The sequence below is a fragment of the Streptomyces sp. NPDC054794 genome, from assembly GCF_053611585.1.
On the sequence record NZ_JBSHAQ010000039.1, the window covers coordinates 1 to 14,071 of the forward strand.

Consider the following 14,071-nt stretch of genomic DNA (forward strand, 5'->3'; position numbering starts at 1 on the left):
AGTTCTCAAGGAACGGTCGCTTCCTTTGTACTCACCCTCTCGGGCTTTCCTCCGGGCGCTTCCCTTCGGTCTTGCGTTTCCGACTCTATCAGATCTTTTCTCGATCCGATTTCCTCGGTGCTTTCCAGGTTTCCGCTTCCGCGTTTCCCTTTCCGGCGACTCCGACTTTATCAGAAGTTCTGAGTCGGAATTCCACCCGGTCCGGGGACACAGGTGTCCAGCACGTGAAGTACTGGGGTTCCCGACCGGGCGGAGTCGTAAACGTACTGGAGCGGAGCACCTCGATGCAAATCGAGGGCTCCGCTCCAGGTTCGCGCCCAAGAGGGGCCGTACGACCGGGTCTTGGGCCGGTCAGACCTCCACGACGACCGGGAGGATCATCGGCCTGCGCCGATAGGTGTCCGAGACCCACTTGCCCAGGGTCCGGCGGATCAGTTGCTGCAGCTGGTGCGGTTCCACGACGCCGTCCTGGGCCGACCGCTCCAGCACTTCGGTGATCTTCGGGACGACGTCCGCGAAGGCCGAGTCCTCGATGCCGGAACCGCGGGCGTGGACGTGCGGGCCGCCCGTGATCTTGCCGGTGGAGGAGTCCACCACCACGAAGACCGAGATGATGCCCTCGTCGCCGAGGATCTTGCGGTCCTTCAGGGCCGGCTCGCCGACATCGCCGACCGAGAGGCCGTCGACGTACACATAGCCGGCCTGAACCTTGCCGGAGATCTTCGCCTTGCCCTCGACGAGGTCGACCACGACGCCGTCCTCCGCGATGACGATGCGGTCGTGCGGAACGCCCGTGAGGGCGCCGAGTTCGGCGTTGGCCCGCAGGTGGCGCCATTCGCCGTGCACCGGCATCAGGTTCTTCGGGCGGCAGATGTTGTAGAAGTACAGCAGCTCGCCCGCGGACGCGTGGCCGGAAACATGCACCTTGGCATTGCCCTTGTGGACGACGTTCGCGCCCCATCGGGTCAGGCCGTTGATGACGCGGTAGACCGCGTTCTCGTTTCCGGGGATGAGGGACGAGGCCAGGATGACCGTGTCGCCGTCGACGATGCGGATCTGGTGGTCGCGGTTGGCCATGCGGGACAGGGCCGCCATCGGTTCGCCCTGGGAGCCCGTGCAGACCAGGACCACCTCGCTGTCCGGCAGGTCGTCGAGCGTCTTGACGTCCACCACCAGGCCCGGCGGGACCTTGAGGTAGCCCAGGTCCCGGGCGATGCCCATGTTGCGGACCATGGAGCGGCCGACGAACGCGACCCGGCGGCCGTACTCGTGCGCCGCGTCCAGGATCTGCTGGATGCGGTGGACGTGGCTGGCGAAGCTCGCCACGATGATCCGCTTGCGGGCACTGGCGAAGACCTGGCGCAGGACGTTGGAGATGTCCCGCTCGTGCGGGGTGAAGCCGGGGACCTCGGCGTTCGTGGAGTCGCTGAGGAGGAGGTCGATGCCTTCCTCGCTCAGCCGTGCGAACGCGTGCAGGTCCGTCAGCCGGTTGTCCAGCGGCAGCTGGTCCATCTTGAAGTCGCCCGTGTGGACCACCATGCCGGCGGGCGTGCGGATGGCCACGGCCAGGGCGTCGGGAATGGAGTGGTTGACGGCGACGAACTCGCAGTCGAAGGGGCCGATGCGCTCGCGGTTCCCCTCGGCCACTTCGAGGGTGTAGGGCCGGATGCGGTGCTCCTGGAGCTTCGCCTCGATCAGGGCGAGGGTCAGCTTGGAGCCGATCAGCGGGATGTCCGGCTTCTCGCGGAGCAGGAAGGGGACGCCACCGATGTGGTCCTCGTGGCCGTGGGTCAGGACGATGCCCTCGACGTCGTCGAGGCGGTCCCGGACGGACGAGAAGTCCGGCAGGATCAGGTCGATTCCGGGCTGCTCCTCCTCGGGGAAGAGCACTCCGCAGTCGACGATCAGTAGGCGGCCGCCGTACTCGAAGACCGTCATGTTTCGGCCGATCTCGCCGAGACCGCCGAGCGGGGTGACCCTCAGGCCGCCTTCGGGGAGCGGCGGGGGCGGGCCCAGTTCAGGATGCGGATGACTCAAAAGACTCTCCTCACCACACGCGCCACGTACCGGTGGGGCACGTGGCGCGCATGACGTTCGTGCAGAAGCAGTTGTCGTTGTGGGGTGCAGGCACCGGTGTCCTGCCTATTCAGTTGTGAAGTCTGGTGTTAGAGCTGTACCCCGCCGGCGGCAAGATCGATCTTGAGCTGGGCGATCTCCTCGGGCGTGCACTCGACCATGGGTGCGCGCAGCGGCCCGGCGGGCAGACCCTGGAGGGCGAGCGCGGCCTTCGTCGTCATGACGCCCTGGGTGCGGAACATGCCCGTGTAGACGGGGAGCAGCTTCTGGTGGATCTCGGTGGCCTTCTGGACGTCGCCGGAGGTGAAGGCCTCGACCAGGGCCCGCAGGTCCGGCGTGACCAGGTGGCCGACGACCGAGACGAAGCCGACCGCGCCCACGGAGAGCAGCGGCAGGTTGAGCATGTCGTCGCCGGAGTACCAGGCCAGGCCCGACTGGGCGATGGCCCAGCTGGCGCGGCCGAGGTCGCCCTTGGCGTCCTTGTTGGCGACGATTCTCGGGTGCTCGGCGAGGCGGACGAGCGTCTCCGTGTTGATGGGGACACCGCTGCGGCCCGGGATGTCGTACAGCATGACCGGCAGTCCGGCGGCGTCGGCGACGGCCGTGAAGTGCCGGTACAGGCCCTCCTGCGGGGGCTTGTTGTAGTACGGCGTGACGACCAGGAGGCCGTGTGCGCCCACCCGCTCGGCGGCGCGCGCCAGCTCGATGCTGTGGTGGGTGTCGTTGGTTCCGACGCCGGCCACGATGTGGGCCCGGTCGCCGACGGCTTCCAGTACGGCCCGTACGAGGTCCGATTTCTCCGCGTCGCTGGTGGTGGGCGACTCGCCGGTGGTGCCGTTGATGATCAGGCCGTCGTTGCCTGCGTCCACCAGGTGGGTGGCGAGCCGCTGCGCGCCGTCGAGGTCAAGTGCGCCGTCCGCCGTGAAGGGCGTGACCATGGCGGTGAGGACCCGCCCGAAGGGGGTCTGCGGAGTGGAGGTCGGAGCCATGGGTAACACGCTACTCGCTGCTCAATGCGTGGTCTGCCCTTGGGGTGCCGGGAAAGTCAGGACAAATATGGAGCCCGGCACTGCCTGCTCGGGGGTTCAGGCAGTGCCGGGTCCGTTTGATCAGGCTAGATGAACTTCCACAAATGCCGCAATACGGACACTTCACGAGGCTGACCCGTACATGCGTGCCCGACCGCGAAACCGGTGCGCGTTACGGGGCGACGCGGCCGTTGGCGTTGAAGGCGGCGTACGTCAGCGGCATGAGCTCGGCCCACGCGGCCTCCATCTTCTCGCCCACCATCTCGATCTCCCGCTGCGGGAAGGACGGCACCTTGGCGAGTTCGTGCTGGGTGCGCAGGCCGAGGAAGTGCATCAGCGAGCGGGCGTTGCAGGTGGCGTACATCGAGGAGAACAGGCCCACCGGGAGGACCGCACGGGCCACCTCGCGGGCGACGCCGGCGGCGAGCATCTCCTGGTACGCGTCGTACGCGTGGACGTACGAGTCCTCCATGACGCGGCCGACCAGCTCCTGCTGGGCCTGGGTGCCCTCGACGAAGACGTACTTGCCCGGGCGGCCCTCCTGGACCAGCTTGCGGGACTCGTCCGGGACGTAGAAGACCGGCTGGAGCTCGCGGTAACGGCCGCTCTCCTCGTTGTACGACCAGCCCACCCGGTGCCGCATGAACTCGCGGAAGACGAAGATCGGGGCGCTGATGAAGAACGTCATCGAGTTGTGCTCGAAGGGGCTGCCGTGCCGGTCCCGCATCAAGTAGTTGATCAGGCCCTTGGAACGCTCCGGGTCCTTGTTCAGCTCGTCCAGGGACTGCTCGCCGACGGTCGAGACGCGGGCGGCGAACAGCACGTCGGCGTCCGACGCGGTGTGCTTGACCAGCTCGACGGTGACGTCGCTGCGGAAGCTCGGCTTGAGGTCGTCGGCGGGGGTGTCGGTCACGGCTCGGAGGGTCCTTCCATCACTTCTCTCGGGCGGCGCCCACTCTACGGCGCGGCTCTGACATCAGGGCGTTCGGTACCGGGACCCGACAGATTCGTCGAACTTCGGAAAACTTCTGTGAATTCGGGGCAAGCGGGCACCTTTTGTGACTCTCGCTCGTCTGTAGTGGTGACACCCACCCACTCGTTCGACCCCCGAAGGGAGACGCGCCCCGATGTTCCGTCGGCGCGAGCCCGTTCCGTTCGCCTTCGTCTCCGAAGCCGACAGGTTCCGCAGCAATGTCACTCCCCCGCCCCGTCAGCGGTCGTCCGTCGGACAGATCGCCGGCCGGTGGCTGCTGGGGCTCACCATCGTCGCCGGGCTCGTCGGCTCCCTGGTCCTCGGGATGCCGGCCCTGTCCACGCCCTCCGTGACGCAGACCCAGCAGTCACAGGCGTCCCAGGGGCACTGACCCTTCCGGACCCCCAAGGGTGGTGAGCGCGGACCCGGCCGGATAGCCTCACCGGGCACAGCCCATGCATGGAATGAGTGAGGACCAGCCGTGCCCCTGCCCTTCCTGACGGCCGACCGCACGTTCGAAGCAACCGACGACACGGCCCTGCCGCACGACGACCGCTCGCGCTGGCGCCGCCCCTACCGGCCCGGTCCCTGGCGCGTGGGCGGGGCTGCGCTGTGCCTGCTGCTCGCCTCGTTCGTGCTGTTCGCGGCGGTGCTGATCGCCCTGACCGGCTCGCCGTCCTCCGCCGGCGTCGTCTTCGGGCTCGCGCTGGCCGTGATCGCCAGTGCGCTGCGGCTGCTGCGCATGGGCGTGTGGGTGAGCATCCGCGGGCTGCGTCAGGTGAGCTTCCTCGTCACGCGTACGGTCACCTGGAACCGGGTGACCGCGGTGCGCACGGTGCAGCAGCCGGTGCGCTGGGTGGGGCTGCCGCGCACGGTGCAGGGGCAGGCGCTGATCGTCGCGCGCAAGGACCGCGCGGCCCAGGAGACGCCGCCGCTGATGACCACGCACGGTCTCGACTTCGTGGGGCGCGCCTCGGCCTTCGACCGGGCCTCGGACGCCGTGGAGGCGTGGGCGGCGGAGTGCGCGCGGCGCTGACGCCGCAGACGAACGGGAAGGGGCCGGTCCGCGGCGATGCGGGCCGGCCCCTTCGTCGTGCTCCGGAGGCCTTCCGCACGGGCGTGCGCGGCCTTCACGCGGGCAGGTGTGCCGCTCCTCGCGCACGCGTGCGTGCGGCCTTCTCGTAGGCCCGCGTACGGCCCTTCCCGCGGGCATACGGCCGGGCGTACGGTCAGGCGTGGCTCAGGCCTGGACGGGCTTGCCGTCGTGCAGGGCGATCGCCCGCTGCATCGCCTTGCGGGCGCGCGGGGTGTCGCGGGCGTCGTGGTAGGCGACGGCGAGGCGGAACCAGCTGCGCCAGTCGTCCGGGGACGCCTCCGTCTCGGCCTTGCGCTTGGCGAACACCTCGTCGGCCGAGTCTCGGTCGATACGGCCGCCCGGGGTCCGCTTCAGCTCGTCGACGGGCAGTGCGCCCTCGGCGTCGAGTTCGGCGGCCAGCGCGTTGGCCCTGCGGACGAACTGGGTGTTCTTCCACAGGAACCACAGGCCGATGACCGGCAGGATCAGCACCGCCACGCCGAAGGTGACGGTCAGGAGCGTGCCGGACTGGATGAGCATGACGCCGCGGCTGCCGACCAGGACGAAGTAGAAGAGCAGGACGGCGGCCGTGACGGCGTAGGAGAGCTTCGCGCGCATGTCTGGGATTCCCCGGGTCAGCCGAGGTCCAGGAAGTGCTCCAGGCCGAAGGTCAGGCCCGGGGTCGACACCACGCGTCGCACGCCGAGCAGGATGCCCGGCATGAAGCTGCTGTGGTGCAGGGAGTCGTGACGGATGGTGAGGGTCTCGCCCTCGCCGCCGAGCAGCACCTCCTGGTGGGCGAGCAGCCCGCGCAGGCGTACGGCGTGCACCGGGACCCCGTCGACGTCGGCGCCGCGGGCTCCCTCCAGGGCGGTGACGGTGGCGTCCGGCGCCGGGGCGCTGCCGGCGGCGCGGCGGGCCGCGGCGATGAGCTGGGCGGTGCGCGTGGCGGTCCCCGAGGGGGCGTCGACCTTGTTGGGGTGGTGCAGCTCGACGACCTCGACCGACTCGAAGTACGGCGCGGCGATCTGCGCGAACTTCATGGTGAGGACGGCGCCGATGGAGAAGTTCGGCGCGATGAGCACGCCGGTCTCCGGGGACTGGTCGAGCCAGCCCGTCAGCTGCGCGAGGCGCTCCTCGGTCCAGCCGGTCGTCCCGACGACGGCGTGGATGCCGTGGCGCACGCAGAAGTCGAGGTTGCCCATGACCGAGGCCGGCGTGGTCAGTTCGACCGCGACCTGGGCCCCGGCGTCCGCCAGCGTCTCCAGCTTGTCGCCCCGGCCGAGGGCGGCGACCAGTTCCAGGTCCTCGGCGGCCTGGACGGCCCGTACCGCCTCGGACCCGATCCGGCCCTGGGCACCGAGGACCGCCACGCGCAGCTTGCTCATCTGTTGCTTCCTTACCGGAGGGGTTTAGGCGACGGCGTCGTGCAGCCGCGAGGCCTGCTTGTCCTTGAGTGGGCCGATGACCGACAGCGACGGGCGCTGTCCCAGGATGTCGCGAGCGACGGACCGGACCTCGTCCGGGGTCACCGCGGCTATCCGGGCCAGCATGTCGTCGACGGACATCTGCTCGCCCCAGCACAGCTCGCTCTTGCCGATACGGTTCATCAGCGCGCCCGTGTCCTCAAGACCCAGGACCGTGGAGCCCTGCAGCTGCCCTATGGCGCGGCCGATCTCGTCGTCGGACAGACCGTTCCCGGCGACGTGGTCGAGCTCGTCGCGGCAGATCTTCAGTACGTCGTGCACCTGGCTGGGGCGGCAGCCCGCGTACACGCCGAACAGGCCGCAGTCGGCGAAGCCGGAGGTGTACGAGTACACGCTGTAGGCCAGGCCGCGCTTCTCACGGACCTCCTGGAACAGGCGGGAGGACATGCCGCCGCCGAGGGCCGTGTTCAGCACGCCGAGCGCCCAGCGGCGGTCGTCCGTGCGGGCTAGGCCGGGCATGCCGAGGACGACGTGGGCCTGCTCGGTCTTGCGGCCCAGCAGCTCGACGCGGCCCGCGGTGCGGATGGTGCGCCGGCCGTCGCGCGGGGCGATGGGCGAGGCGTCCGCGCTCTTGAAGGCGCCCGCCTTCTCGAAGGCCGCGCGGACCTGTCGTACGACCTTGTTGTGGTCGATGTTGCCGGCGCAGGCGACCACGAGGTGCGTCGGGTCGTAGTGCTTCTTGTAGAAGCGGCGGATGCGGTCGGCCGTCAGGGCGTTGACCGTGTCGACGGTGCCGAGGACCGGGCGGCCGAGGGCGTTGTCGCCGAACATGGTGTGCGCGAACAGGTCGTGCACGCAGTCGCCCGGGTCGTCCTCGGTCATCGCGATCTCTTCGAGGATCGCGCCGCGCTCGACGTTGACGTCCTCTTCGAGGATCAGCGAGCCGGTCAGCATGTCGCAGACGACGTCGATGGCGAGCGGCAGGTCGGTGTCGAGCACGCGCGCGTAGTAGCACGTGTACTCCTTCGCCGTGAACGCGTTCATCTCGCCGCCGACCGCGTCGATGGCGGAGGAGATGTCCAGGGCGGACCTGCGAGTGGTCCCCTTGAAGAGCAGGTGCTCCAGGTAGTGCGTGGCACCGTTCAGGGCGGGCGTCTCGTCGCGGGAGCCGACGTGCGCCCAGATACCGAAGGTCGCCGAGCGCACGGAGGGCAGCGTCTCGGTGACGATGCGCAGGCCGCCCGGGAGGGTGGTCTTGCGGACCGTACCGATGCCGCCGGTGCCCTTGACGAGGGTTTGGGTACGGGCGACGGCCCGCGCCTCCGAAGAGGTGCGGGCCGTCGCCTTGGAGCTACGGGACGTCACTTGTCGGCGTCGTCCTTCTGCTCGTCGGCGGAGCCGGACTCTTCCTCGCCCTCGATCACCGGAACGAGGGACAGCTTGCCGCGGGAGTCGATCTCGGCGATCTCGACCTGGACCTTCTGGCCCACACCGAGGACGTCCTCGACGTTCTCCACGCGCTTGCCGCCGGCCAGCTTGCGGATCTGCGAGATGTGCAGCAGACCGTCCTTGCCGGGCATCAGGGAGACGAACGCGCCGAAGGTGGTCGTCTTCACGACCGTGCCCAGGTAGCGCTCCCCGACCTCGGGCATCGTCGGGTTGGCGATGCTGTTGATCGTGGCGCGGGCGGCCTCGGCGGCCGGGCCGTCGGAGGCGCCGATGTAGATGGTGCCGTCGTCCTCGATCGTGATCTCGGCGCCGGTGTCCTCCTGGATCTGGTTGATCATCTTGCCCTTGGGGCCGATGACCTCACCGATCTTGTCTACCGGGATCTTGACGGTGATGATCCGCGGAGCGTTCGGAGACATCTCGTCCGGACGGTCGATGGCCTCCATCATCACGTCCAGGATGTGCAGGCGGGCGTCACGGGCCTGCTTGAGGGCCGCGGCCAGGACGGAGGCCGGGATGCCGTCCAGCTTGGTGTCGAGCTGGAGGGCGGTCACGAACTCCTTGGTGCCGGCGACCTTGAAGTCCATGTCGCCGAAGGCGTCCTCCGCACCGAGGATGTCGGTGAGGGCGACGTAGTGCGTCTCGCCGTTGACCTCCTGGGAGATCAGGCCCATGGCGATACCGGCGACCGGGGCCTTCAGGGGCACACCGGCGTTCAGCAGCGACATGGTGGAGGCGCAGACCGAGCCCATGGACGTCGAACCGTTGGAACCGAGGGCCTCGGACACCTGACGGATCGCGTAGGGGAACTCCTCGCGCGTCGGCAGCACCGGCACGATGGCGCGCTCGGCGAGGGCGCCGTGGCCGATCTCGCGGCGCTTGGGGGAGCCGACGCGGCCGGTCTCACCGACGGAGTACGGCGGGAAGTTGTAGTTGTGCATGTAGCGCTTGCGGGTCACCGGGGAAAGGGTGTCCAGCTGCTGCTCCATGCGGAGCATGTTGAGGGTGGTGACGCCCAGGATCTGGGTCTCGCCACGCTCGAACAGGGCCGAACCGTGAACCCGCGGGATGGCCTCGACCTCGGCGGCGAGCGTACGGATGTCCGTCACGCCACGGCCGTCGATGCGCTTCTTCTCGTTGATCACGCGCTCGCGGACCAACTGCTTGGTGAGCGAGCGGTACGCGGCGGAGATCTCCTTCTCGCGGCCCTCGAACTCCGGCAGGAGCTTCTCGGCGGCGAGCGCCTTGACGCGGTCCAGCTCGGCCTCGCGGTCCTGCTTGCCCGCGATGGTCAGCGCGGAGGTGAGCTCCGGGCGGACGGCGGCGGACAGCGCCTCCAGGATGTCGTCCTGGTAGTCGAGGAAGACCGGGAACTCGCCGGTCGGCTTGGCGGCCTTCGACGCGAGGTCGGCCTGGGCCTTGCAGAGGACCTTGATGAAGGGCTTCGCGGCGTCCAGACCGGCGGCGACGACCTCCTCGGTCGGCGCCTCGGCGCCGCCCGCGACCAGCTGGATGGTCTTGTCGGTGGCCTCGGCCTCGACCATCATGATCGCGACGTCGCCGTCCTCCAGGACGCGGCCGGCGACCACCATGTCGAAGACGGCGTCCTCGAGCTCGGTGTGCGTCGGGAAGGCGACCCACTGGCCGCGGATCAGCGCGACGCGGACGCCGCCGATCGGGCCGGAGAAGGGCAGGCCGGCCAGCTGCGTGGACGCGGACGCGGCGTTGATCGCCACGACGTCGTACAGGTGGTCGGGGTTGAGGGCCATGATCGTCGCGACGACCTGGATCTCGTTGCGCAGGCCCTTCTTGAAGGACGGGCGCAGCGGGCGGTCGATGAGGCGGCAGGTGAGGACGGCGTCCTCGGAGGGCCGGCCCTCACGGCGGAAGAAGCTGCCGGGGATCTTGCCGGCGGCGTACATCCGCTCCTCGACGTCCACCGTGAGCGGGAAGAAGTCGAGCTGGTCCTTGGGGTTCTTGGAGGCGGTGGTGGCCGACAGCACCATCGTGTCGTCGTCCAGGTACGCCACGGCGGAACCGGCGGCCTGCTTGGCCAGGCGGCCCGTCTCGAAGCGGATGGTACGGGTGCCGAAGGCGCCATTGTCGATGACGGCCTCGGCGTAGTGGGTCTCGTTCTCCACTAGCGTTTTCTCCTCGTCTTCGTCCCGTCGCTGCCCGTGTGGCAGGGGGACTGTTGCGGAGAAGCGCGCCGGGCTGTGCGGGCCGGTCTTCGATCGAAGCACCCGGGGCTCGCTTCCCCCCGGGGGCCACTACCGAGGACCGGCGGCGGCGAGGTGCACTTCTCCTGTTCGTTGTCGTGCTGTGTCGTGCGTAATGCGTTGTGCTACCACACTACAAAGCGTGAGTGACACTCCGCACGTTTCCGCACGTACGGCAAAGGGAGCGGCCCCCGATGATCTCGGGAACCGCTCCCTTCACGGCGTGTTACTTGGCGCCCGCCGCACCGCGGCGGATGCCGAGACGGTCGACCAGCGTACGGAAGCGCTGGATGTCCTTCTTGGCCAGGTACTGCAGCAGCCGGCGGCGCTGACCGACCAGGATCAGCAGACCACGGCGGGAGTGGTGGTCGTGCTTGTGGGTCTTGAGGTGCTCCGTCAGGTCGGAGATCCGACGCGAGAGCATGGCGACCTGGACCTCGGGGGAGCCGGTGTCGCCCTCCTTGGTACCGAACTCGGAGATGATCTGCTTCTTCGTAGCGGCGTCGAGCGACACGCGTTACTCCTCGTAGTCTGATGTGGCCACCGAGTGCCCCCGGTCTTTGTCTCGGGGGAGCTTCCGTTACTCGGGAGGCGGGGATCCGCTGAGCGCGGCCTCCAGGGGGTGAGCCCCGGGGGTGCGTACACGAACGGCCGTCACTCAGGGTACCAGTGCGGACGGGGGGCTCCGTCCCCGGCCCCGAGCGGCCCCGCATACCAGGTGTGGCGTGGCGGCGTGCGCTCAACCGTGAAGGACGGGCGGGAGCGTTTCGTGGGCCACTAGTGTGACCGGGTACAGCGTTCGGACGTCCGGAAGGGGTCGCTGCGGCATGGCGGAGACGGCTGAGGAGATCAAGGCGCGCAAGGAGCGCGAGCGGGACGAGCTCTACGCCCTCGACATCTCCGGCGTCGAATGGCACTGCGCGCCGGGTACGGAGGAGCACGAGGAGCGGGTCGAGATCGCGTACCTCCCCGAGGGGGCCGTGGCCATGCGCTCGTCCCTCGACCCCGGCACCGTGCTGCGCTACACCGAAGCCGAGTGGCGGGCCTTCGTCCTGGGGGCGCGGGACGGGGAGTTCGATCTGGAGCCCGCTCCGCCGCACGGCAGCCCCGCCTCCGAGTAGCCCTCGGCACCGCGGGGCGCTCAGTGCTTCAGTCCCGCGCTGCCCACTCCGATCACGGACAGCACCGAGTCCGTCGGGTACTTGTCGTCCCGGACCAGCTCGCGGCGCGCGAAGAAGGCGTGCCCCTTCTCGACCACCATCTCCGTCCGCTCCGGGTCGCTGAGTTCGTACTCGTCGTCCTCCGGGAGCTGGAAGAGGAGGTACGGGGTCTCCTTGTCGGTGCGCGGGTTCCAGCTCACGACGGCGGCCGGGTCGACGGAGCTGCCACTGCGCCGGTAGACGAGCAGCTCGTCGCCGCTCATGCGCAGCGGGACGACCATCTGGGACTCCCGGCCGTCGAACTTCCCCGCCGACTTGCCCTCCTTCAGGTCGAACGCCACGATCCAGTCCGAGGGCTGGTCGTTGGCGATGTTCTCCTTGCTCATGACGAAGACCTGTGTGCGGCCCACGACCAGGCCGTCGCAGTTGTCGACCACACCGAAGAATGGCGAGAAGTAGTACCGCCGGCCGCACTTGGGGTCGTAGCCGTCCATCGAGATCGTGGCGCGGCGCTCTCCGGAGGCGGGGTCGAGGGTGATCAGGTCGGTCACCTCGCTGTCGCCCGCCTCGACGGCGAGGACCGGTGGGTCGGAGGAGGGCAGGTAGACGCCCTCGACACCGCGGGCCAGCCGGTACGTCCACTGCGCCTTGCCGGTGCGGGTGTTCAGCTTCTCCACCCGGTAGGTGGCGTTGGTGGACTCGCCGCAGGCCACCAGGACGAGCAGCGCGCGGCCGCCGGCGAAGCCCTTGTCCTCGCACTGGGACAGGGTCGTGCTGTTCCACAGCCGCCGGCCGCTCTTCATGTCGTACGCCACCGAGCCCCGGCCCCAGGCGACGGCCACGACGCCCTTGGTCAGGGTGAGGTTGGTGTTGGAGACGTAGGCGAAGTCGGCGGCGGGCATCTTCTTCTGCCAGAGCTTCTCGCCGGTGTCGACGTCGAAGAACACCACCTCGTCGCAGACGCCCTCCTTGGCGGAGCCCTTGGCGTGCGCGGGCTGGACGACCACGGCGGTACGGCCGTCGGCGGTGACGTCCCTGCTGGTGGCGCAGATGTGGCCGTCGAGCTTGAGGGTCCAGGCCGTCTCGTCGTACTTGGGCTCGATCTTGTAGCCCTCGATACGGTTGGCGACGCCCCGCGCGAGGATCTTGCCGGTGGCCCAGGTGCCGGGCGCGTAACGCGGCTTCGCCTCCGTGTTCTTGGAGAGCTTCTCCTCGTCGTGCTCCACGACGACCCAGCCCTCGGGCGAGACGGGGGGCCGCTCGACGGTCGTGCGTATCTCGTCCGGGGCCTGGACGGCCGCCGGTACCGCCTTGTGCGTGGTTCCGCCGTCCTGGAGGTACCACACCGACCCGGCGACCAGGCCGAGGACGACGGCCACCGCGGCGGTCGTCACGCCCAGTACGCGTCTGCGGCGTCTCGTCCGTGTCTTGTCCGCCGCCAGCGCGGACTCGGTGTAGACGGACGGTGGCGGGCCGAAGCTCACGCTGACGGATCCTTTCGATGACGGTGACGTGGATCGAGCGCGGGGAGAAACCTGTGCCCTCGCCGGTTCAGGCCGCGCGTGCACGCCTCTTCGCGAACGTGCAGATGTTGTGTGCGTCCCGTCGTGTCGCCATGCGTGTCCGACTCTCCCCGTAACCACAGGCGGGGAGGTGCGCTCCCGCCTGCGATGTCAGACCGGCCACCTACTATGCATGGTGTCGGGGGAGACGACCGAAGCGGGTCGGGTACCGGGACCTTCCAGGGGTCTGAACGGGCCCTCCGTTGCGGTGAGTCGGCAGCAAACGGGGGGAGGCACCGCGTCATGACATCGGGAACGCGGACGCGCACGGCGGACCGCGCCATGACCGCTTTGTACGCCAATGGTTCGCCAAGAGGCCACCTGTGTACGTCACTTCTGGGCACGGTGTGCGCAGGTGGGCGGATGCTGAGAGGTGGACGGGCCTGCCGGGGCGCGGCTACTGGTGATTAGGCTGGTACCGGGCGCGATGCCAGAGACCCGTGGAACGGGCGTCGGCGGCCCGGGGGGAGAGCCGGTGGGTCGATTGCTCGGACTGCTTGGACTGCCTCGAACGACTACGGACGACTGAGAACGACACGAACTGGTCGCCCCGGCACGGCTTGAGGGGGCTCGACCACACCAGGAGGAACTGTGAGCAGCGATCGGGACGGGATCCGCGGGGGCTGGGCCACACCCGGCGATGACCAGCCCGACGCGGAGTCCGCCATCGAGACGACCGGCGAGTTCACCATCGACTACGCCCCGCCCGCCTGGTACACGCAGAACGCGTCCGGCGGTTCGGGAGCGTCGGGGGGCTCCGACCAAGGGGCGGGCGCGAGCGGGGCGTCGGGACCGGCGTCCGGTACGTCGGCTCCGCCTGCCGGTGCGGCACCTTCGCCCGCCGGTACGTCTCCTTCCGCGTTTCCGGGACCGGGGGTTTCTCCGTTCCCTCCGGGTGCTCCCATTCCGGGCCTGACGCCTCCTCCGCACGCGACGCGGGCGGCCGGGGCCCCGGGGGCGCCTGTTCCCGGTGCTCCGGCTCCGGGGGCTCCGTTCACGCCGCCTCCGCCCGCGCCGACGCCCGGTGCGCCCTTCACTCCGCCGGCTCCTACGGCCCCTGCGCCGGGGGCGCCTTTCACGCCGGCCGCGCCTCCGACCGCGG

At 69.4% G+C, this 14,071-nt stretch carries 12 protein-coding genes and 1 pseudogene; 4 read left to right on the top strand and 9 right to left on the bottom strand.

Going from position 1 to position 14,071, the window contains the following annotated elements; translation table 11 throughout:
• Nucleotides 1-351: 351 nt before the first annotated feature.
• The 3 genes from ACWGKT_RS32895 to thyX form a co-directional block, all read right to left on the bottom strand.
• Nucleotides 352-2,037 carry a ribonuclease J gene (locus ACWGKT_RS32895; protein ID WP_356155195.1) on the bottom strand — a complete coding sequence of 562 codons (1,686 nt, stop codon included), beginning with the start codon at nt 2,035-2,037 and terminating at the stop codon, nt 352-354.
• Between the two features lie 128 nt (nt 2,038-2,165).
• Nucleotides 2,166-3,065 (bottom strand): 4-hydroxy-tetrahydrodipicolinate synthase, encoded by a 900-nt coding sequence (gene dapA, locus ACWGKT_RS32900; protein WP_356155192.1) that lies wholly within the window; start codon nt 3,063-3,065, stop codon nt 2,166-2,168.
• A 211-nt stretch (nt 3,066-3,276) separates the two neighbouring features.
• Nucleotides 3,277-4,017: an FAD-dependent thymidylate synthase gene (gene thyX / locus ACWGKT_RS32905; protein WP_453276533.1), complete on the bottom strand. Its 741-nt coding sequence runs from the start codon at nt 4,015-4,017 to the stop codon at nt 3,277-3,279.
• Between the two features lie 214 nt (nt 4,018-4,231).
• On the opposite strand from thyX, the gene ACWGKT_RS32910 reads away from it, so the two are divergent.
• Both ACWGKT_RS32910 and ACWGKT_RS32915 read left to right on the top strand, forming a co-directional pair.
• Nucleotides 4,232-4,468, top strand: a complete 237-nt coding sequence (locus ACWGKT_RS32910; protein ID WP_453276534.1) for a hypothetical protein — start codon at nt 4,232-4,234, stop codon at nt 4,466-4,468.
• 90 nt (nt 4,469-4,558) lie between these two features.
• On the top strand, nt 4,559-5,113 hold the full coding sequence (locus ACWGKT_RS32915) for a hypothetical protein (protein ID WP_453276535.1): 555 nt from the start codon (nt 4,559-4,561) through the stop codon (nt 5,111-5,113).
• Nucleotides 5,114-5,317: 204 nt separating this feature from the next.
• On the opposite strand, the gene ACWGKT_RS32920 is transcribed toward ACWGKT_RS32915, so the two are convergent.
• The 5 genes from ACWGKT_RS32920 to rpsO form a co-directional block, all read right to left on the bottom strand.
• Entirely contained in the window at nt 5,318-5,770 is a 453-nt protein-coding gene (locus ACWGKT_RS32920; RefSeq protein ID WP_235458658.1) for a tetratricopeptide repeat protein, read from the bottom strand.
• Between the two features lie 17 nt (nt 5,771-5,787).
• A complete protein-coding gene (dapB, locus tag ACWGKT_RS32925) occupies nt 5,788-6,540 on the bottom strand; it encodes a 4-hydroxy-tetrahydrodipicolinate reductase (RefSeq protein WP_453276536.1) in 753 nt (250 codons plus the stop codon).
• A 24-nt stretch (nt 6,541-6,564) separates the two neighbouring features.
• On the bottom strand, nt 6,565-7,944 hold the full coding sequence (locus ACWGKT_RS32930; RefSeq protein ID WP_356155182.1) for a M16 family metallopeptidase: 1,380 nt from the start codon (nt 7,942-7,944) through the stop codon (nt 6,565-6,567).
• Nucleotides 7,941-10,169 carry a polyribonucleotide nucleotidyltransferase gene (locus ACWGKT_RS32935; protein WP_356155179.1) on the bottom strand — a complete coding sequence of 743 codons (2,229 nt, stop codon included), beginning with the start codon at nt 10,167-10,169 and terminating at the stop codon, nt 7,941-7,943. The genes ACWGKT_RS32930 and ACWGKT_RS32935 overlap by 4 nt, the downstream gene beginning before the upstream one ends.
• Nucleotides 10,170-10,473: 304 nt before the next feature.
• Entirely contained in the window at nt 10,474-10,761 is a 288-nt protein-coding gene (rpsO, locus tag ACWGKT_RS32940) for a 30S ribosomal protein S15 (protein WP_033529274.1), read from the bottom strand.
• A gap of 313 nt (nt 10,762-11,074) precedes the next feature.
• Here rpsO and ACWGKT_RS32945 point away from each other — a divergent pair, with 313 nt between their 5' ends.
• Nucleotides 11,075-11,368, top strand: coding sequence for a DUF397 domain-containing protein (locus ACWGKT_RS32945; protein ID WP_235458653.1), 294 nt, complete (start codon nt 11,075-11,077; stop codon nt 11,366-11,368).
• 20 nt (nt 11,369-11,388) lie between these two features.
• Here ACWGKT_RS32945 and ACWGKT_RS32950 read toward each other — a convergent pair whose 3' ends face one another.
• On the bottom strand, nt 11,389-12,891 hold the full coding sequence (locus ACWGKT_RS32950; protein ID WP_453276537.1) for an outer membrane protein assembly factor BamB family protein: 1,503 nt from the start codon (nt 12,889-12,891) through the stop codon (nt 11,389-11,391).
• 669 nt (nt 12,892-13,560) lie between these two features.
• Between ACWGKT_RS32950 and ACWGKT_RS32955 the strand changes: the two are divergent.
• Nucleotides 13,561-13,689, top strand: a pseudogene (locus ACWGKT_RS32955) (SCO5717 family growth-regulating ATPase); the annotation flags it as partial.
• Nucleotides 13,690-14,071: the final 382 nt, after the last annotated feature.

Bases quoted from the DNA above. Each gene is read 5' to 3' on its own strand.
- ACWGKT_RS32910 (WP_453276534.1), top strand. From the start codon at position 4,232: ATGTTCCGTCGGCGCGAGCCCGTTCCGTTCGCCTTCGTCTCCGAAGCC.
- ACWGKT_RS32920 (WP_235458658.1), bottom strand. From the start codon at position 5,770: ATGCGCGCGAAGCTCTCCTACGCCGTCACGGCCGCCGTCCTGCTCTTC.
- dapB (WP_453276536.1), bottom strand. From the start codon at position 6,540: ATGAGCAAGCTGCGCGTGGCGGTCCTCGGTGCCCAGGGCCGGATCGGG.
- dapA (WP_356155192.1), bottom strand. From the start codon at position 3,065: ATGGCTCCGACCTCCACTCCGCAGACCCCCTTCGGGCGGGTCCTCACC.
- ACWGKT_RS32945 (WP_235458653.1), top strand. From the start codon at position 11,075: ATGGCGGAGACGGCTGAGGAGATCAAGGCGCGCAAGGAGCGCGAGCGG.